Origin of the sequence: Flavobacterium psychrotrophum, assembly GCF_003403075.1 — a bacterium.
Taxonomy (GTDB): Bacteria; Bacteroidota; Bacteroidia; order Flavobacteriales; family Flavobacteriaceae; genus Flavobacterium; species Flavobacterium psychrotrophum.
This window is the reverse complement of the sequence record NZ_CP031557.1, coordinates 2,504,992-2,526,258: the sequence shown is the minus strand read 5'-3', so window position 1 is coordinate 2,526,258 and position 21,267 is coordinate 2,504,992. Positions and strand designations below refer to the sequence as shown.

The following is a 21,267-nucleotide window of genomic DNA, read 5'->3' as shown; positions in this document are numbered from 1 at the left end:
TAATTTTGCGATTCCCGAATGATCATGAATACAAATAATTTTCTCACAATGTTTAAGTCATTAAAGCGTTCAAAAGCTTTGTCAATAATACTGCTATTTTGCGCAGGAAGTGTCTTTTCGCAGTCGCCAGGCGGTGTTAATGCCGGCCTTACAGGTTGGTTTAGGTCAACCAGCAGTGCAGGTACCGCTACTACTGATCCCGTTTTATTAAACAATACAGCAGATAATCGTGTCCGTTCCTGGACAAGCAGCGGAGGTACTAATGCAGGTACATATGCCCTAACACAGACAACAACTTCGCGTATGCCTGTGTATACGCCAACAAATACTCCTATTGCTAACTTTAACTTTAACCCGTTTATCCAGTTTAGCAGTGGTAATAATACCATGTTATCTAATACAGATGGCACCGCGGCAGACCTTATGGCTACGCAGGGTTCGGCATTTGTCGTAGTAAATACATACGCTAATATCAACCCAAAAAATACGGCTCTTACCTATTCCAGGTCAAACCGCTGGCAGTTCAAGCCCAGTTTCCGCACCCAGTCTGGTAATGGCGTATCAGGCAGCACCGGAGATTACTATAATGCCGCACCATATCCGGGCGGTCAAAATACTACATCATATCCTGAAACTGCAGGAATCATCCTTTTAGGTAAGGGTATAAGTACAAGCACTACTTCAAACGAATTCAGCGCGAAGCGCAATGGTGATATCGCAAACATCACAAACAGGTTTGATCCTGTTTATAATCCTTCTGTCTCCGCAGGTTTTTTTGTGGGAAGTAATAACGGAAGCGAATTATTTAGTGGAGGAGTTGCAGAGGTAATTACATATAACGTAAACCTTTCTGACGCAGATGTTAATAAGGTTGAGTCATATCTTGCTGTAAAATATGGCGTAACCCTAACTACCGGGCAATCGTCAACAAATTGGAATTATACAGCACCCAATGGCAGTATATTTTGGGCAACAGATAATGCTTTTAAATTTAATGTTACCGGCATAGGTAGAGATGATGTTTCCGGGCTTTACCAAAAGCAATCTAAATCAGTACATAACAATAACCTTATAACTGTTTATAATAAAAGTGCTGCGGGTGTTTTTCCTCTTTCAAATGCTATAAACAGCACTACCATAGATGCGTCAGCATCTTATTTTATGACAGCAGATGATGGAATGGGGAATAATGTTCTTCTTGGCGAATGTGTAAACCGAATTGCAAGAACATGGAAAGTACAAAAAACCGGTAGCATTACTGATGTAACCATAGCTGCAGCTAAAGCAGAGCTACCTGCAAATACAAAATATCTTGTTGTGTCATCAACTCCTGCTTTTTTGGCTAATGACATAACCATTTATGATTTAGATGATACAGGAACAATACTATATAAAAATGTAAATATACCTACGGGTTACTATTTTACTTTTGGGTTAGAGCATACCGTTATGGCTGTTCCTACTACAGTTGGGTGTGGTACTACCTATACAACTTTAGGTGCCACAGGTATAGGTACATGGACAGCCGACAGTAGTAACCCCGGAACTTCGATTATAACGAGTCCTTTAACAAATGGTACGCAGATTCATGGTTTTACAGTGCCCGGAGTTTATAAGTATAATTGGGGTACACCTACTTGTTTTAAAAGCATTTCAATAACATTTACAGGAGCTGAACCTCCTTCGCCTACAGTAACAGACATTACATATTGCCAGCACCAGACGGCTGTTCCTTTGACGGCTAGTGTAGATGCTGGTAATACACTGGTTTGGTATGACGTAGCAGGTAACAGCTATCCGAGCATTACTCCGGATACGAGTCTGGCGGGTACTTTTACATATTATGTAGAGCAGCAAAACGCACTAGGCTGCCCAAGTGTCCCTGCACCATTGGTTGTCACCGTAGGTACAGGCCAGGCACCTGTTACGGGTTTCACATTGCCATCTAATGCGTGTGTTTCGGCCACTGCAGATGTGTTACCAACACCTGCTACGGGCTTTACAACAGGCGGAACCTTCACGGCAGGTACAGGCCTTACGATCAACGCCACCACAGGTGCAATCACCCCGTCAACAAGCACGCCGGGCAGCTATACGGTAACCTATACGATAGCCCCAGACCCTGGTAACTGTATTATAGGAGGTACAGATTCGGCAACGATCACCATCGATGCAGCCCCTGCGCTCACAGCGCCAGCAGCACAAACGCTTTGCGATGACGATTATGATGGCATTGCGGTCTTCAATTTAACCACGGCAGCTACCCAGGCGCTAAACGGTCAGACAGGCTATACGGTAAGCTACCACAGCAGCCTTAACGGCGCACAAACCAATACCGATGTAATTACACCATCAGCCCCGGGAGCCTATCCATCGGCCACCCAGACGGTTTACATCCGTGTCATAGACGCTGCAAACAGTACCAACTGCTACGGGGTAACACAGGTACAGCTAACGGTAAACCCAAGGCCTGCGATCCCTGTCATACAAAACTATGTATTGTGCGATGACCCGGCAACCACGGGCAATGTAGCCACGTTTGACCTGACCACGAAAGACGCGGAAGCCACGGCAGGTGTAAGCGGACTCACGGTAAGCTACTACGCGAGCCAACCGGATGCTGAAGCCGGCACCACACCACTTGTGGGTACTGCTACCTATAACAATACAAGTTCACCACAGATAGTATGGGTGCGCGTGCAAAATGCACAAGGCTGCTACAGTACAGGCTCTTTCAGCCTTATCGTCAACCCGCTTCCGGTGGTCAACCCGGCCACGACGCCGTATTCATTATGCGATGACGGCACGGGTAGGGCTACCTTTACACTGTCTGCAAAAAACAATGAGATAACCAATAATAATACAGGCTACACGGTACGCTACTACGCCACGCAACTGCTTGCAGAGGGTGGAGCTACAGGTACCGAGCTTGCCAACAGCTACTATAGCGCTACCACAACAATCTATGCCCGTGTGCAGGATGCTACCACAAACTGTTATGTTGTAACACCATTACAATTGCAGGCACTGTCAAGCCCAACGCTAAGCCCCGTTGCAGGCCTAGATGTCTGCGAAGACGGCAGGACAGGCTCCGGCACGTTCAACCTTATTCCTGCGGGTGCCGCGGTTGTCAACAACCAGGCAGGCTATACAGCTACCTTTTACACTAGCCAGGCCTTCGCCGATGCAGGCGGTACAGCAGGCCAGATCAGCAGCCCGGGTACCTACAGCAGCACAGGTGGCACGGTGTACATCAGGGTAGTAGCCACAGGAGTGACAGGCAACTGTTATTCGGTAGGGCAGGTAATTCTGACGGTAAACCCACGCCCGGTGATCAACCCAATCCAGGATATAGTACTTTGCGACGACACTGCCCCTGCATTAGACGGCAAGGAAGTGTTTGACCTTACGAGCCGTAATACGCAGGCTACGAGCGACCCTACGGACGTTGTAACCTACTACAGGAGCAACAGCGATGCGCAGCTTGACCAGAATGCGATCATCTCACCTGCGAGCTACCAGAATGAAACCCGTGACAGGCAACAGGTATGGGTTAGAGTAGAAACAATACACGGCTGTTATGATGTAGGGAGTTTTACCCTGATCGTTAACCCGCTACCATTAGCGGATTTAAGCAGCCCAATTTTCTACGCGTGTGAAGAAACCCCGGGTGAAGGCTTGTTCTATTTTGACAGGTTAGACCCTGTAATGATGGGCGGGCAGGCCGGTTATACGGCACTGTACTATGAAAACCAGGCCGATGCGGTACCTGGCAATGCGAACTTCATTACGGTCAACCCGTACCTTTCGGTAAACAAAACGATCTATGCCTTGGTAACCAATACGGCTACGGGCTGTAGCGTTGTTGCACCGGCCCAACTGGAAGTACAACCGGCGCCTATCGCACCAAACCCAACCGACCTTGAAGAATGTGACTTCAACAACGATAATGTAACTACGTTCAACCTTCAGGATGCACTGGATGAGATCCAGGCGGCAATGGGAGGTACGGTAACCCTTACGATCCATGAGACGTCAGCGGATGCAAACTACCAGAACGGGACCAACCCGATCACTACGCACCTGAATGACTATACAAACATCGAGGCACAGACCACGGGAGGCATCCAGACGCTTTACATCCGTGTAAACTCAGCCACTACCTCATGTTTTGACGTAGTACCGCTACGCCTTGTGGTGCACCCCGTACCGGAAGCGACAGACCCACTTGAGGACTATGCGCTTTGCGACAACGGTGCCAGCGATACCGACGGGCAGGCGATCTTTGACCTTACCAGCTACCAGGCTATCGTGCTGAACACGATGAACCCTGCCCAGTTTACAGTAACGTACCATACCGGCCTTAGCAGCGCACAGCTAGGCACGCCTGCTATCGCTACCCCGGGCACACATACGTCAGCCACAGCTACAGTATACATCAGGGTAACGAACAACGCTACGGGCTGTTACGACATTGTACCACTAAACCTTGTAGTAAACCCACTACCGGTAGTAACGAACCCAACACCGCTGGTACTTTGTGACGAGCATAACTCCGGCGATGAGGTCGAGGAATTTGACCTTACCGCTAAGACAGACGAGATCACAGGAGGCGTAAACGGTTTAACCACCACGTTCCACACGAACCTTGCGGATGCAGAATCAGGTACCGGAGCAATCCCTAACCCTGAGACGTATGAAAATACCGGCTCCCCTGCGGTACAGCCCATCTTTGTAAGGGTAACCGATAATGTAACGGGCTGCTACCGTATCGTACTATTGGACATCCGTGTAGAGCCACTTCCGGTACTGGTAAGCCCAACGCTGGATGAACTGACCATATGCGATACCAACGGCTCAGGCTATGGTAATATTGACCTGGACGCGCTTGTAGCGAACATGGTCAACAATGGTGTAGGCTTAACAGTAGCCTTCTACCGCACACAGGATGATGCAGAAAGGGGCAACAACCCTATATTGAACACATCCGACTATGAGAACGTAACACCGGGCAGCCAGGTACTTTATGTGGTTGCTACCAATACGGTAACAGGATGCCGCTCTATAGTCTACCCGATCACGATCATCATTACCCGTGCGCCGATAGCAGTAACGCTAACCGACCTGACGGACTGTGATGATGAAGACAGCGACAATACCGACCACAGGAGGGTATTTGACCTGACTCAAAAAGATGCTGAAGTATACACCCAGACCGGAGTTGCCCCGGGCAGCTACACGATCGAGTATTTTACCAGTGAGGTGAATGCCCAGGCCGGAGCACCACGCATCACCACACCACAGAGCTACCGCGGCACCGACGGCGAGCAGGTATGGGTAAGGGTAAGTGTACCGGGCACGGACTGCTACCAGGTAAGCAGCTTTGAGCTGCATGTCAATGCGCCACAAGAGCTTGCCACCCCAACGGTGCTGATGCTGTGTGACGAGGCCCTTCCAAACGACGGCAAGACCGCCTTTGACCTTACGGCAATGAACGACTACATCCTGACGCCAACCGGCATCGGGGAAAGTAACATCGTAGAATACTTTGAAGACAGTGCCTATACCAGCCTGATCAGCCCTGCAAGCGCTTATACCAATACCTCAAACCCGCAAACGGTGTTTGTACGTGTTACCACGCCACAGGGTTGTGAGAGCTACAGCAGCGTAACGCTAAGGGTAGTGCCAAGGCCAACGCCAAACATAGCGCCAACACCACTGGAGCTTTGCGATACGAATGATGCCAACCTTGGCGACGGTATCGAGGTGTTTAACCTTGACCTTGCCAAACGCAACATACTGGGCGGGGATACCCAGAGCCAGGTGGCCTACTATACCACAGAAGCCGCCGCCGAAGCAGGCGACATTACCGCTGCAGAATACATCGGTACCCCAACAGCGTATACGAGTGTAACCCCATGGAACGATACGGTATATGTACGTGTAACGCGTACCGATACCCAGCCGGGCGCACCGGGCTGTGCAGAAGTTGTAGCCTTACCGCTTATCGTAAACCCACTGCCACCGGTATATGACAGCACCGGCGTAGTACCATTGTATGCGATCTGTAACGACCCGACGACCGGCTTTGAGACGTTCAACCTAATCGGTCATATAACCGACCTGCTAACCACTGCAGGTGTAAACCCTACCGATTATGCAATCAGGTTCTATAAAGACATGGCTGCCTATACGGCAGGTACGGCATTGCCGCACAACTATACCAACGTAACGGCAGGGCACCAGCAGATCCTGGTACATGTAACAGACAACACAACCCGTTGTGAGATACTGACAACACTTGAGCTTTATGCAGAGCAGGCAGCTGTAGCCAACCCTGTTACAAGCCCGGCTAACAGCCCAATGGTGGAATGTGACTATGACGGTACAAACGACGGCTTTACGGCCTTTGACCTTACCCCAGCAGGAGCAGAAGTACTGGGCACCCAGAACCCTGCACAATATACACTGGGCTACTACACCAGCCAGGCAGCAGCCGAGGCAGGCGATATCACGGCAGCGGAGTATATAGCAACGCCTGCAGCGTTTACCAATACGGTATACCTTGGGCAGACGATCTGGGTAAGGGTAACCAACACCAGCACGTTCTCACCATGCTATGCAGTAACAAGCTTTAACATCAGGGTAAGCTTGCTGCCAACACCAAACATTACCAGTGAAGACAACGATGATACCTTGTGTGTGGAATACAGCAGTGGCAACGTAAACAAACCGGTGTACCTGCATGCAGGCGACACCACGGCAGGCAACACCTACCAGTGGTACCTTAACGGTACGGCAGTAACCACGAACGGCACCTCAGAAAGGTACACAGCAACCGAAGAAGGCCTTTACACGGTAGAAGTATGGAATGCAGACAGCTGTATCTCAGATGCAGTGGCACCGTTTGAAGTATTCCTTTCAGGGCCGGCGGAAATCATTAATACAGGTTATGTGGTAAGCAACGCCTTTGGGGACAACCAGACGGTAACGGTACTTGTACAGGGCTATGGCGACTACCAGTACAGCCTTGCCCCTGAAGATGCAGACGGCAATGCCACGCCACTGGGCCCATGGCAGAACTCGAATGTATTTACTAATGTACCGCTGGGCTTCTTTACGGTATACGTTCGTGATGCGAACACCCTTGAGATCAACCCATGTGACATGCTAAGGATCCCGGGTGTAAGCGTAGTGGACTACCCTAAATACTTCACACCAAACGGCGATGGCATCAACGACTACTGGAACATCATCGGTCTTCAGGGCACGGGTGCAAGGATCTTTATCTTTGACCGTTACGGCAAGCTGATCAAACAGCTGAGCCCTGACAGCAGGACCGACAAAGGCCAGGGGTGGGACGGTACCTACAACGGTAACCCGTTACCGTCAGACGACTACTGGTTTACGGTTGAGTTCAACGAGAACGGCCATGCAAGGACCTTTAAGGCGCACTTTGCGATGAAGCGATAAACAACAATTAGCGCAGTGTTCAGTAGCAGTAAGCAGTAGCTTCACTAAACTGAATACAAACCACAAAAAGAAAACCCGGGCAGCCATATGGCTGCCCGGGTTGTTTTTATAGGTAAGTTTCTATTAGAACAACTGGACACTATTGCTAAAAGCTGCTGCGGTGCGCTTAGATTGTTCTTAGCCCTGACAGCGCCGGTATCCTTGTAGCGTAGCGGAAAGATAAAGGCAATGGCGGGAACATGGACGCATGCAATGCGCTAACGATGGGCTGTGAAATTATAAAATTAAAGATTTAAGAAAACAGAAAGGCCGGAACATTACTGTCCCGGCCTTTCAAAAAAGTAACAATATATAACCTAAATGGTAACGGCAACAGGCTGTGCAGGCTCGAAATCGAGGATGACCTGGTTGCGGATGATGTCTTCAAAAGTTTCGCGTTCCCTTATAAGATGGCCTTTGCCTTCGTACCAAAGTACTTCGGCTGGGCGTATCCTGGAGTTATAGTTGCTTGACATAGAAAAACAGTATGCCCCGGCATTGCGGAAACACAGCAGGTCGCCTTCTTTAATTTCGGCAATGCGACGGTTGCTGGCAAACGTATCGGTTTCGCAGATGTATCCTACCACACTATAAAAACGTTCCTTGCCTTTAGGATTTGTAACATTTTCTATCTGGTGGTATGAGCCATAAAGCATAGGGCGTATAAGGTGGTTAAAGCCTGAGTCGATACTTGCAAAAACGGTAGACGTAGTTTGTTTTACCACATTAACCTTTGCAAGAAAGTAACCTGCTTCACTCACTAAAAATTTACCAGGCTCAAAGCAAAGCGTTAGATCACGGCCATATTCGGTACAAAACGCATTAAAGCGCTTCCCTAGTTTTTTCCCCAGTTCTTCGATATCGGTATGGATATCATCTTTTTTATAGGCTACTTTAAAGCCACTACCAAAGTCTACAAACTCAAGTTCTTTAAAGTGTAATGCCGTTTCAAATAAAATTTCGGCAGCATAAAGAAATACTTCAATGTCAAGTATATCAGAACCCGTGTGCATATGGATGCCGTTAATATGCATACCTGTATTTTCTACAATGCGCAAAAGGTGTGGCATCTGGTGGATACTGATACCAAATTTACTGTCTATATGACCTACAGATATGTTACTGTTTCCGCCAGCCATAACATGTGGGTTAATGCGAATGCAAACCGGTGTAGTAGGATGCTTGGCACCAAACTGCTCCAGTATAGACAGGTTGTCTATATTTATTTGTACACCTAATGTGGCTACTTCTTCTATTTCTTCCATAGAAACGCCATTTGGTGTATAAATAATCCTTTCGGGAGCATAGCCTGCCAGAAGTCCAAGGCGTACTTCCTGTATAGAAACCGTATCAAGGCCTGAGCCCATTTGTTTTAGTAACTTAAGTACAGATATATTGCTAAGTGCTTTTACAGCATAGTTTATACGCAGGCTTGATACCTTGCTAAATGCCTTTTCGAGCTTGTTGTATTGAGATTGTATTTTTTCCGCATCGTACACATAGAGCGGGCTTCCAAATTCTTCAGCTAATTTAACTAACTGTTTCGCTTCCATTATATCTAAGTTTAGGGTACAAAAATACTCATCATAAAGTGCGCATACAAGTTTGTATCAATTACTTAACAAAAAATAACAAATTGTTATTTTTAAAACATTTTATTGCTTTATTGTTTATTTAAGAGGTGTGGTTTTCAGATTTGTAAAATCTCCTGTTTGTATTTAGGTAGGGTTTTTAACATTTTGGTTGTTTAATGTTTAAATCTTCCCATCACAAAACACCAATTTACTATGAAACGAATTTTACTCATGTTTTTGTGTATTCTTGCTACAATTAAAAGTAGTGCACAGGTAACTGCCTACCAAGCACCCAATATAGCACAATGCGGGTATGAAATTTTTGATCTTACGGTTCAGGATGACATCATCAGGGGGAATCAGGATCCTGAAAATTATTCTGTTACATACCATACTACAAACAGTAATGCCCAGACTGGGGTAAGCCCTATTGCTAATCCTTCAGCTTATATTGGTATTTCTCAGGAAACCATATACGCAAGGCTTATAAATAATATTACCGGAGAATTTGCAATATCTTTTTTCCAGCTTATTATTACTACGGGGCCAAACGTAGGGACTTTCAGCAATATATCAGTATGTACATTTTATAATTTACCTGCACTTAGTGTAGGCAATTATTATACCGGCCCACAGGGTACCGGTGCTGTTATACCGGTGGGTACAGCAATTACAACTACGCAGACTATTTATGTTTATGCCAGTACTACTACATGCAGTTCGCAGGCGAGTTTTGTGGTAACGGTTATTCCGTCGATACGTCTTGATAGTTTTAGTAATATTGTAGCCTGTGGTTCATACACACTGCCTGCTCTTACTAATGGTAACTATTATACAGGCCCGGGCGGAACAGGTACTTCGCTTTTTGCCGGGACATCTATAACGGCTTCTATGACACTGTATATATATGCCAGTAATGGTATTTGCAGTAACGAGCGGAGTTTTACCATAACTATAGGTGCTGGTTCTAATGATTTTCAGGATGTAAACTCTTGCTGGCCTTACACACTACCTGATTTAGAAACGGGCGAATACCGCACAGCGCCAAACGGTGGGGGTACTGTTATACCTGTTGGTACGGTAATAAATAGTACACAAACCATTTACGTTTATAATTCTGAAAATAGTGGCTGTTGGGCTGATGTGCACTTTACGGTACATGTAGGTTCATCAGATAATGTTTTGCCTCCAAATCCATTAACAGTATGCGATATTAATAACGATGGCATAGGTACTTTTAATCTTGAAATTGCTGCACAGGAGTTTTTACTGCACAATCCGCAGGTAACAGATATTGCTTTTTACCTGACGCAGGCGGGTGCCCAGACGCAAACAAATGCAATACAAAACACACAGGCATTTGTGGGCGTAGAAATATATGAGATAACAATATACATTGGCTTTTTGTACGATAATTGCCTAGGATACCTGCCGCTTCAACTATTGGTAATACCCTGCGAAGGATCTTCAACGCTTACAGGCATAGTTACACTTGATGATGAAGGCAACGGCTGTGATGACGGCGATAATCCGGTTGCCGGTATAATGGTAAGCTACAATAGTGGTAACTATGTGTTTAATACTTTTACCGATGCTAATGGGACTTACACTTTTAATAATGTTGGAGAAGGTAACGTAACTGTATGGATACAGAACATAAACGGACAGGGCTTTACAGCCAGCCCGACAAATGTAACACTGCATCTTCCGGAAGATGCTACGGTAAACAATTTTTGTATCAGCGTGCCGGCACCGTATAGTGATGTAGCTACATATATTATTCCTGCATTACAGGCAGTTGCGGGATTTCCGGCAGGATATTATGTAGCGGCTACTAATTATGGTACCACAACCGTAAGTGGTGTTATAAACCTTACTTACAACGGTGCGCTTGTAAGCAACCCTGTTACCACGGGCGCTACACAAAGTGGTAATACACTTGCGTGGACATACAATAACCTGGCTCCTTACCAAACCATTTATAAATATGTTTCGTTTACCGTAGCAGTACCGCCTATTGTAAATAGCGGAACAATACTAAGCTATACTGCAACAATAACACCTGTAAACAGCGATATTAACCTCGATAATAATGCATATGCATTTAATCAGGTGGCTGTAAATTCTTATGACCCTAATGATATCACTGTACACGAAGGCAGGTATATTACCGAAACACAGGCTGAAGGATTCCTGACGTATACGATACGTTTCCAAAATACGGGTTCTGCCAATGCACAGAATATAAAGGTTAGCCTGCCGCTTGATGAAAACCTTGACTGGAGTACCTTTCAGCCTATTGGCAGCAGCCATGTGTATAGGGCAAACCGTTCTGCTGAGGGATTAGATTTTGTTTTTGATGGTATTCAACTACCTTTTGAAGATGCTAATGAGCCAGCCAGCCATGGTTTTGTAAGCTTTAGGATCAAGCCTTTACAAACAGTAGGGCTGGGCGATTCTATGCAGGAGACTGCTAATATTTACTTTGATTTTAATGAGGCTATTGTAACGAATACTGCCATTACAACGGTTCAAAATACTGCGGGTATTACAGATTTTGGCAAGAGAGGTATTAAACTGTATCCTAACCCGGCTAATAACAACGTTACCATACAATTAGAAAATGCACAACAGGCAGAGATAATTATAGCAGATGTTTTAGGGAAAACTGTGTTGTATACAAAAATGGAAGCGCAAAGTAAAGTAATAGATGTAACATCATTAAAAGCAGGAATGTACTTTGTAACTACAAAAAGCAACGCAGGAACAACTACCCAGAAACTGGTAAAGAAATAGTTTTTTAATTTTGATAGTTTTTAAAAATGCTAAAGCCGCCTCTTAATTGGGCGGCTTTTGTGTTTTTATAATGCGGCAAGCAGTTCGTTCATGCTAAGATAAACAGCCTGGCGCCCGGTAACCTGATACTGAAAAGTATAGATAACTTCATCCTCTAAAAATTCTTTGTAAAATTTTGTATCGTAAACCATACGTTCCTGTTCGTCGATGTCGGTAGGAGGTAAAGCCATATCGTTACTTTGTATGCCTTCGGCAGTAAATTCAAAATTATCGCCTTCAAAGGTGGTTATAGTGCCGTTTAACTTAAAGTCGGCACTATCTATGTTATTATAAATATCCATATCAAGCACCACGGTATGGTCTTTATATTCTGCGGTAACACTATGTTCATTTTCCTTAAACTTAAAGTGTCCGTCAGTTTTAAAAAAATCTTTAAAACTGTCGAATATCTTTTTTATCTCGTCACGTTTCAGTTCTTTACGCTTAAAGTCGTATTTCTTTAAAAAGTGGTCGTGCTCACTCTTAATGTCTATTTTTATTTTCAGGTATCCCGGATCCATAGTAAGGAGTTAATAAATTAAAGTTCAGCAATTTTTGGGGTATAAAAATTCACGTAAAAAAAACTGTCGGGCTGCACACCCGCATCTACAATCAGCTTGTTTATATGCTCTATCCCGGCGGTATCTCCCGGAGAAGAAACGCCTAAAAAGTACAGCAGTTCATCTGCATTGCTAAATTTAAAGCTAAGTTTTGTATTGAGCGAATAGGGTGTAATGCTAAATGCTGCACTGGCAACATCAATACCTTCTTTTTCAAAAGCTTCTTTTATTGGCTTAAACGTTTCGTGCATGGTCATGAGTTTAAAGGTTATTACAGCTTTTCGTTTTTTACGATCTGCACTTTTCCTACCGGAATGTCTCCTGTAGTATCTTTCGCTAATAATACTCCAAGTACATTTACAGGGATATCTACAGGCTCGCCGGAATGTAGTATTTCTTCTGAGATAGTATGGTAATCCTGATTGTTAAGTACAAGTGTGTCGCCCTGGTCTATACGTTTTGCAAACAGGTAATCTCTTATAGCTGCTATAGATATGGCATGGCCTATGGTTACAAATTCTGACATAATGTTTTGTTTTATATCTTAAAAATACTCCCGATAAAATAAATAATATGCAAGTTTATGTTAATTTAAAAGCGGGGCAGTTCCTCAATAATCTAACATTCTGGCCCTGTAATCGCCTAATTAAACTATCTTTGCAGCTAAATTAATTTGCAATGTCCACATTTTTAGATTTTAACCTTCCAAAATCATTACAAAAAGCCATAGATGAACTTGGTTTTACCACACCCACGCCCATACAGGAGCGTGCCATGCCGGTAATAACAAGCGGCCGCGATATGATGGGCATTGCACAAACAGGTACCGGTAAAACGTTTGCTTACCTGCTGCCCATACTTAAGCAATGGAAGTTTTTAGCTACAGACAGTGCCCGCGTTGTAATATTAGTACCCACGCGTGAGCTTGTTGTACAGGTTGCAGAAGAGGCAGAAAAGCTTACTAAATATATGTCTGTTCGGGTACTGGGTGTTTACGGAGGTGTAAATATTAATACCCAAAAGAAAGCCGTTTACGGAGGTGTAGATATACTTGTAGGTACTCCCGGCCGTCTTATGGATCTTGCGCTGGATAATGTTGTGCGTTTTGATTCGCTGCAAAAGCTGGTTATAGATGAGTTTGACGAGATACTTAACCTGGGTTTTCGCGCACAGGTTACTTCTATATTAAGTATGATGAAGTCTAAAAAGCAGAACATACTGTTTTCTGCTACCATGACTGACGAAGTAGATGAATTGCTTAATGATTACTTTGAATTTCCGGAAGAGGTGTCGCTGGCTGCCAGTGGTACACCGCTGGAAAAGATAACGCAGCTTGCTTATCAGGTGCCTAACTTTCTGACCAAAATAAATTTGCTTAAACATTTATTACAAGACGAAAGCCTGGAGCGTGTACTGGTATTTGTGAATAATAAAAAGATTGCTGATATGGTAAGTAATGCCATTGAAGAAGAGTATGAGGGACAGTTTGGGGTTATACACTCTAACAAGTCGCAAAATTACAGGATCAACACCATGGCGAATTTTCAGGCGGGCGAGCTAAGGGGTATTATTACTACCGATGTTATGGCACGCGGACTGGACATATCAGACATTACCCATGTTATTAATATGGAGTTTCCTGAAGTGGCTGAGCAGTACATTCACCGTATAGGCCGTACCGGACGTGCTGATAAAGAGGGTGTTGCTGTAAGTTTTGTTTCTCCTCACGAAGAGGAAATACAGCTTGCTGCCGAAGTACTAATGGAGAAGGAACTGGACTTTCAGGACATTCCGGAAGGTGTAAAGGTAGAGGAGCGCCTGCTGGAGTTTGAAAAAGACCGCAAAAAAATCAAGTTCCTGCTAAAGCGTAAAAAGAATGACGGTGGTGGTGCCTTCCATGAAAAGAAAGAAAAGAATAAAAAAGTAAACCTGGGTGGCCCGGGCAAAACCAAGCCCCGTAAAACGGAACCCCGTAACCGTGGTGTAGAGGCCAAGCGTGCCGCTAAAAAGAAAAAAGGAAAATAGGATTTTAGTCTTAAGAATTGAGTACTAAGTATTAAGATTAGCTTCACTCAGATGTTGTCATCCTGAGGGCAAAGGAGTCGAAGGATCTAAACATAAAAAAACAGTCATACTTTTCGAAGTATGACTGTTTTTTTATGTTTAATATCGTTGTCGTTGTGACCAGGCCTTTATTCAGGTGCTGTCATTGCGAGGGAGGTACGACCGCGGCAATCTCATTAAGTATATTTGCTCCTTTAGATTGTAATACTGTGCTTCGTTCGGAAGGACGGGCGTGAAGAAAGCATTACAACATCCGAGTGAAGCACCTGCTTACTGCGACTGCTCACTGTAAACTATTTCCCCGTAAACACCAAACACACCGGCTGGCAAAGCTCTATTTTCTTTCCTGTATCGGTAAGGAAACCAGTACTTTTATCACGTTTAAAAATAGTAACGTTATTAGTATTTTGGTTTGCAACTAAAACAAAGTTGTCGTTTGGTGTAATGGTAAAGTTACGTGGGCCACTGCCTTGTGTGCTTATTTGCTGTACCATGCTAAGCATTCCGTTTGCGTGAACCCTGAATGCCGAAATGGTATTGGCATCACCACGATTTGTAGCGTATAAAAATTTACCATCATTACTAAAATGAATGTCGGCAGCACCGTGCTTACCGTTAAGCAGGTTAGGGGTAACGTTAATTTCCTGTATTGAGGTAAGTTTATCGTTCATATAATCGAACGTAGTAAGCGTACCATCAAGTTCCTGTAGCAGGTATACAAAAGTATTGTTAGGGTTAAACACCAGGTGGCGCGGCCCGCTTCCGGCTTTAACTGAAAAAGATTCTTTTAGTGTAAGCGTTTTTGCTCCGGCACCCGGATTGTAGGTGTACATAAATATTTTATCGGTACCCAGGTCATTGGCAAACACATACTTTTTATCGGGACTAAAGTACACCATGTGCACGTGGGCACTTTCCTGGCGGCCTTTATCAGGACCGGTACCACTATGTTTTATCGTTTGTATGGCATCGCTAAGGCTACCGTCGGATTTCTTTTCAAATACCGAAATAGTACCACCGCTATAGTTAGCTACAATAACATTTTTATCATCGTTAATAATATAGCAGGGATCGGCGCCTTTGCTGTCGGTCTTGTTTACAAAGTCAAGTTTTCCGGTGGTGGTATTGTATTTAAACGCGCTTACAGTACTGTTTTTACCATCTTCGTTAACGCTGTACACAAATTTTTTGTCGTTACTAACGGTAAGGTAGCTTGGGTTCACTACAGCATCAGTATTCGATTTTAATTTATAATCCAGTGTAGTGGTGTTAAAATCATACACATACAAGCCTTTGCTGGGGCATGCATTAGTATATGTACCTATTATAAGATTATAGTTATCCTGTGCGGCGGCGTTCATAACGGCAAATAGCGCTAAGGCTTTGATTAATTTCATGGTATGCAATTTAGTGCTTACAAAAGTAATTTATTTAAATGTTTTGTGAAATTTATCAGGAGCAATGTCCGTTCCAATTACAATAAAAATGTTTATTTTTGACAAACTTTCAAGCGAATGCAGTTTAAACACCCGGACATTCTTTACTTCTTATTCCTGCTGATAATTCCCATACTGGTACATTTGTTCCAGTTGCGCCGCTTTCAAAAGCAGTACTTTACTAATGTCCGCTTCCTTAAAGAACTAAGTATGCAAACCCGTAAAAGCTCGGTCATTAAAAAATGGCTGCTGCTTGCCACGCGTTTAACGCTGCTTGCATTGTTGATCGTTGCCTTTGCACAGCCCTATTTTAAGGCTAAAGATGATGATAAGACCGGCAATGAAATGGTGATACTGCTTGATAATTCCTTTTCTATGCATGCCAAAGGAAACAGGGGTGAACTGCTAAAACGCGCGGTACAGGACCTCCTTGAAAATACGCCCGAAACACAGCAATTTTCGCTAATTACTAATAACAATGCATGGTTTAACACCGATATAAAGTCGATACAAAAAGACCTGCAAAACCTGCAATATACCGATGTGCCTTTTCGCCCTGACTTTTTATTGACCAAGGCTAAAGCCAAAAATCAGGCAACGGGCAAAGATGTAGTGCTGATTACCGATGCCGTAAACCTTGATAGTAAATATGTTTCAACATTTAAGGATGTTACCGGTTATGCCGTTATTCCCGAGGCTGAAACTACGCGCAACGTTGCTATAGACAGCGTGTACATATCGCAGGTAATGGATAACTTTTATGAAGTAAAGGTAGATATGCAGGCATATGGCGAATTTACAGATGATGTGCCTATAGCCCTGTACAACGGTAACAGTCTTATAGCGAAGACACTCGTGAAATTTGATGCTGCTAAAAAGAGCAGCACTTTTACAATACCTAAAAAAGATTTTCACGGCAGGGTAGAAGTGAGCGATAACAGCCTGGGGTACGATAATACATTTTACTTCAGCATTTCAAAACCTGAGAAATCAAGCGTAACGGTAATTGGAGAAAGTGCTAAAAACAGCTTCCTTACTCGTATTTATACCGCCGATGAATTTAACCTTACCGATGTACAGTTATCTGCGTTAGATTATAACAGTCTTGAAAAGCAGGATGCCATCATCCTTAACGAGCTTAAAGACATTCCACAATCGCTTATTACTACGCTAAAAGACTTTTATGCAAAAGGAGGGAACATCGTTGTAATCCCTTCGGCAGAAGGCAGCCTTCAAAACCTGAATAGCCTTTTAAGTAATTTTGGTAATGCACAGTTTAAGCCATTTGCTAAAACTGAAAGGCAGATCACTAAAATTGCCTTTAACCACCCGTTGTACCAAACCGTTTTCGAAAAAAAGACCGATAACTTTCAGTACCCTAAAGTAAACGGGGGCTTTACCCTTAGCGGCAATGCGCTGCCGGTACTTACTTTTGACGACCAAACACCATTCCTTGCCTCTGTAACTAACAGGCTTGGAAATGTATATGTCTTTGCTGCACCGGTAAACAAAGCCAATACAAACTTCCAGAACTCACCGCTTATTGTGCCTACGTTTTATAACATGGGGCAAAACAGTGGTAAAGCAGGTATAAGTGCCATTGCCATAGGCAGTAACCAAAACCTGCTGCTTGATGCCGTACTGGTTAAAGACGAAGTAGTAAGCGTTAAGGGTGCAGATAACGATTTTATACCGGCACAGCAGGTGCTGAGCAATAAAGTAAAACTTTCTTTTGGCGATTACCCTGAAAAAGCGGGTAACTATACCATTTTTAAAGGAAGCGAAAAATTAAAGGACGTGAGTTTTAACCACGCACGTACCGAGAGTAACCTAAGCCTGGAGAACAGTGATGTGTTGGCAGATTTTACTAAAGCAGACTCTGTTGCTACCGTATTTAACGACATTACATCGAGCCGCACCGCAAGCGAACTGTGGAAATGGTTTGTTGTAGGCACACTTATTTTCCTGATACTTGAACTATTGATACAAAAATTTGTAAAATAACATGAACCTGATCTTTAAAAACGCTACTATTATAGATGCTAACAGCCCTTACCACAAACAGGCTGTAGACATTATTGTAAAAGATGGCACCATACAAAAAATAGGCGCTAACCTTAGTGCAGATGGCTATGAGGTGGTTGAGCTTGATAGCCTGCACATATCTAAAGGCTGGTTTGACAGCTCTGTAAGCCTGGGCGAACCCGGTTATGAAGACCGCGAAACCCTTGCAAATGGCCTTGAGGTGGCTGCTAAAAGCGGATTTACTAATGTTGCACTGCAACCTACCGGTAACCCTGTTGCAGACAAGCAGGCAGACATTGCCTTTATAAAAAGCAGGACGGCCTATGCCGCTACAACAGCACACCCAATAGGGGCGCTGACAAAAGGTAGCGAGGGTAAAGATATTGCTGAATTTTTTGATATGAAAAATGCCGGTGCAGTAGCTTTTGGCGATTATCAAAAGTCGTTATCTGATGCTAACCTGCTTAAAATAGCACTACAATACGTACAGGATTTTGATGGACTGGTTATAGCCTATTCCCAGGACGATAAGATAAAGGGTAAAGGCGTGGTACATGAGGGTATTGTAAGTACGCGCCTGGGACTTAAAGGTATTCCGGCGCTGGCCGAAGAACTTCAGATAGCGCGTAACTTGTATCTTTTAGAATATACAGGAGGCAAGCTGCATATACCAACGATTAGTACAGCCAAGTCGGTTCAGTTGATAAAAGAAGCAAAACAAAAAGGCCTGAATGTAACCTGTAGTGTAGCCATACATAACCTGCTGCTTACAGATGAAGTATTGGGCAATTTTGACAGCCGCTATAAAGTAGCACCACCATTAAGGCCGGAGAGTGAAAGAAAAGCCCTTTTAGCAGGCGTATTAGATGGTACTATTGATGTAATAACATCCGACCATAACCCGCTTGATGTAGAGGTTAAGAAACTGGAGTTTGATCTTGCTAAAGATGGTTCCATAGGTTTTGAAAGTGCCTTTGGGGTGCTTAATACATTGCTTCCGTTGGAGGTAATTGTAGACAAATTTACTGCGGGCAAGGCTATCTTTGGTATTGAAAGCAACGGCATAGCCGAGGGCGATGCAGCTTCGTTTACGCTGTTTAACCCTGAAGGTGATTGGACATTTGATAAAAAAGATATTCTTTCTAAATCAAAGAACTCAGCATTTTTGGGTCAGCAGTTTAAGGGCAGGGCATATGGAGTTTACAATAACGGTAAATTAGTTTTACGATAATTATGAAGAAGCTTTTAACTGTAGTATTGATGGCGGCGTTAGCTATATCATGCAATAAAGTAAAGGAGAAAACCAAAGAAACCATAAATAAAGGCGGAGAAACCGTAGGTGAAATGGCTACTGAATTTACTGAGGGCGTTACTGAAGGAGTAGAGCGCAATCTTGATTGTAAGGTGGTGGTTTCTGAAGGGTTAAAGGCACAAGGCATTAGCACCGGTAAATATCATATTGAAAATGACAGCCTTGGCAAAGATAATAAGCTTGTTATTTACATAATTACAGAAAAAGCATTTAAAGGGACAGTTACCTTTAAAATAAACGATAAAAAAGGAGTAGAGTTTGGCAGGCAAGAATTGCAGCTGAACGCTAATGCCGGCGCGGCAGGTTATTATGATGTAGTATTTGACCCGCGTACTGATATTGAAGTTAAAAGCACAATAGAAATATATTAAATGGATAAAGAAACGATAGAACAGGGCAAGCCAGCCGCAATTACAGCTTATATACTGGTAGTAGGTGCACTGATAGCCATGTCTATGAATGCCGAGAATAAAAACCCGTATGCGTCTTTCCACGTTAGGCAGGCATTGGGCTTATCAATACTTTTTGTTGCACTGGGATATACACTTAGCGGCTTTTGGGCACCTATGGTAGTATTTCCGTTCTGGATATTTATGGCAGTACTGTGGGGTTATGGCCTTTACACAGCCATTTCCGGGCAAACTACACCAATGCCATTAATAGGCAAACTGTTTCAAAAAGTATTTAAAAAAATGTAAGTAATGGAGTTGTCATTATATCACCTGGTAAGAGAACCAAAAGTAAAGCTTGATAAAAATCCTTTGCTATTACTAATACACGGCTACGGCAGTAATGAGGAAGACCTTTTTGGTTTTGCAGCACAATTGCCCGACGAGTATTTTATCTTGTCGGTACGTGCGCCCTATAACCTTCCGGGAGCAGGGTATGCGTGGTATGCCATCAATTTTGATGCCGATATGAATAAGTTTACCGATGATGCCCAGGCGGCACAATCGCGCGACCTGCTTGCAACGTTCATTGACGAAGCCACTGCTAAATATCCTATCGATAAAGATAATGTAACGCTTATCGGCTTTAGCCAGGGTGCTATATTAAGTTATTCGGTAGCTTTAAAATATCCTGAAAAAATAAGAAGGGTGGCAGCACTTAGCGGTTACCTGCACCAGCCTATAGTAGCAGATGATGTACATACAAAAGAACTTTCGCATATTAAATTCTTTATCTCGCACGGCGTTGTAGACCAGGTTATCCCGGTAGACTGGGCACGTAAAGCTCCTGAATTTTTAAACACGTTAGGCATTAAAAATGAGTACCACGAGTATCCGGTAGGGCATGGTGTGGCTCCGCAAAATTTTTATGATTTAGTGAAGTGGCTTGGGTGATTTCTTTACAAGATTCAAACAAATTAAAAACCTTCATATTTTAATTTGTTTGAGTCTTGTCTTGTGTCCCAAATACTCAGGATCATTATCGAATTTTGTAGCGATAAATATATGATTTGATAATCCCTGACTGTTTTTGTGAAAATATCTTTATTGTTAGTTCTCATGCCTATTTCAGGATATTTAAGAACTAATTCTATATGTTCATTAAAAATTTTGTTTAGTCTGCTACTGTAGGATTTTGACTGATTTCTATTAGTCCAGTATTCGAAAATTTCTTTTCTGTTGTTTAAGGCTTCAGTTGTCCAAATTAATCTTTTAGCCATTCCTGAATATCTTTTTCAGCAACTTCGCCAGTTACATATCTACCCTCTTTATAATCCAGGAGAGATTTATTTATACGCATTTGTTGCTCTTCTGTAAAAACCACTATAAGTTTTTCATTATTTAAGTTTACTAATCGGGCAATGTCTAAAACTGTTTCATCGTCAAGAGAGTTTTTGATTTTATCTATCAGATCAGTCCTTAGTGTTGAAGTATCCATGACGAAATATATTTCTATAAATATACAAAAAAATATATTTCGATGTATCCTATTGTTACAAT

Annotated in this window: 15 protein-coding genes; 8 read left to right on the top strand and 7 right to left on the bottom strand. The window is 43.5% G+C overall.

Annotated elements, in window-relative coordinates; translation table 11 throughout:
- Positions 1-48: 48 nt before the first annotated feature.
- Positions 49-7,473 (top strand): T9SS type B sorting domain-containing protein, encoded by a 7,425-nt coding sequence (locus tag DYH63_RS10930; RefSeq protein WP_162926994.1) that lies wholly within the window; start codon positions 49-51, stop codon positions 7,471-7,473.
- A 356-nt stretch (positions 7,474-7,829) separates the two neighbouring features.
- Here the strand turns inward: DYH63_RS10930 and lysA are convergent, their stop codons facing one another.
- Positions 7,830-9,065, bottom strand: a complete 1,236-nt coding sequence (lysA, locus tag DYH63_RS10925) for a diaminopimelate decarboxylase (RefSeq protein ID WP_116788839.1) — start codon at positions 9,063-9,065, stop codon at positions 7,830-7,832.
- A gap of 234 nt (positions 9,066-9,299) precedes the next feature.
- Between lysA and DYH63_RS10920 the strand changes: the two genes are divergently transcribed.
- Complete coding sequence (locus DYH63_RS10920; RefSeq protein WP_116788838.1) at positions 9,300-11,882, top strand: DUF7619 domain-containing protein; 2,583 nt, start codon at positions 9,300-9,302, stop codon at positions 11,880-11,882.
- A gap of 65 nt (positions 11,883-11,947) precedes the next feature.
- On the opposite strand, the gene DYH63_RS10915 is transcribed toward DYH63_RS10920, so the two are convergent.
- From DYH63_RS10915 to DYH63_RS10905, 3 genes are read right to left on the bottom strand one after another with little or no spacing between them, the layout of a single operon-like run.
- Complete coding sequence (locus DYH63_RS10915) at positions 11,948-12,442, bottom strand: hypothetical protein (protein WP_116788837.1); 495 nt, start codon at positions 12,440-12,442, stop codon at positions 11,948-11,950.
- 17 nt (positions 12,443-12,459) lie between these two features.
- Positions 12,460-12,738 (bottom strand): hypothetical protein, encoded by a 279-nt coding sequence (locus DYH63_RS10910; protein ID WP_116788836.1) that lies wholly within the window; start codon positions 12,736-12,738, stop codon positions 12,460-12,462.
- A 14-nt stretch (positions 12,739-12,752) separates the two neighbouring features.
- Positions 12,753-13,007 carry a hypothetical protein gene (locus DYH63_RS10905; RefSeq protein ID WP_116788835.1) on the bottom strand — a complete coding sequence of 85 codons (255 nt, stop codon included), beginning with the start codon at positions 13,005-13,007 and terminating at the stop codon, positions 12,753-12,755.
- Between the two features lie 152 nt (positions 13,008-13,159).
- Between DYH63_RS10905 and DYH63_RS10900 the strand changes: the two genes are divergently transcribed.
- Complete coding sequence (locus DYH63_RS10900) at positions 13,160-14,506, top strand: DEAD/DEAH box helicase (RefSeq protein WP_116788834.1); 1,347 nt, start codon at positions 13,160-13,162, stop codon at positions 14,504-14,506.
- A 332-nt stretch (positions 14,507-14,838) separates the two neighbouring features.
- Here the strand turns inward: DYH63_RS10900 and DYH63_RS10895 are convergent, their stop codons facing one another.
- Positions 14,839-15,942: a lactonase family protein gene (locus tag DYH63_RS10895; RefSeq protein WP_116788833.1), complete on the bottom strand. Its 1,104-nt coding sequence runs from the start codon at positions 15,940-15,942 to the stop codon at positions 14,839-14,841.
- Positions 15,943-16,059: 117 nt separating this feature from the next.
- On the opposite strand from DYH63_RS10895, the gene DYH63_RS10890 reads away from it, so the two are divergent.
- The 5 genes from DYH63_RS10890 to DYH63_RS10870 are packed head-to-tail and all read left to right on the top strand — an operon-like array spanning position 16,060 to position 20,661.
- Positions 16,060-17,985, top strand: a complete 1,926-nt coding sequence (locus DYH63_RS10890; RefSeq protein ID WP_116788832.1) for a vWA domain-containing protein — start codon at positions 16,060-16,062, stop codon at positions 17,983-17,985.
- A gap of 1 nt (position 17,986) precedes the next feature.
- Positions 17,987-19,237 (top strand): dihydroorotase, encoded by a 1,251-nt coding sequence (locus DYH63_RS10885; RefSeq protein WP_116788831.1) that lies wholly within the window; start codon positions 17,987-17,989, stop codon positions 19,235-19,237.
- Between the two features lie 2 nt (positions 19,238-19,239).
- Positions 19,240-19,689, top strand: a complete 450-nt coding sequence (locus tag DYH63_RS10880) for a hypothetical protein (protein WP_116788830.1) — start codon at positions 19,240-19,242, stop codon at positions 19,687-19,689.
- Entirely contained in the window at positions 19,690-20,016 is a 327-nt protein-coding gene (locus tag DYH63_RS10875) for a hypothetical protein (protein WP_116788829.1), read from the top strand. It begins immediately after the preceding gene.
- Positions 20,017-20,019: 3 nt separating this feature from the next.
- The gene (locus DYH63_RS10870) at positions 20,020-20,661 is read left to right on the top strand and encodes an alpha/beta hydrolase (protein WP_116788828.1); all 642 of its coding nucleotides are present in this window, start codon (positions 20,020-20,022) and stop codon (positions 20,659-20,661) included.
- Positions 20,662-20,684: 23 nt separating this feature from the next.
- Here the strand turns inward: DYH63_RS10870 and DYH63_RS21780 are convergent, their stop codons facing one another.
- Positions 20,685-20,987: a type II toxin-antitoxin system RelE/ParE family toxin gene (locus DYH63_RS21780; RefSeq protein ID WP_116788827.1), complete on the bottom strand. Its 303-nt coding sequence runs from the start codon at positions 20,985-20,987 to the stop codon at positions 20,685-20,687.
- Positions 20,972-21,205, bottom strand: a complete 234-nt coding sequence (locus tag DYH63_RS10860) for a hypothetical protein (protein ID WP_116788826.1) — start codon at positions 21,203-21,205, stop codon at positions 20,972-20,974. The genes DYH63_RS21780 and DYH63_RS10860 overlap by 16 nt, the downstream gene beginning before the upstream one ends.
- Positions 21,206-21,267: the final 62 nt, after the last annotated feature.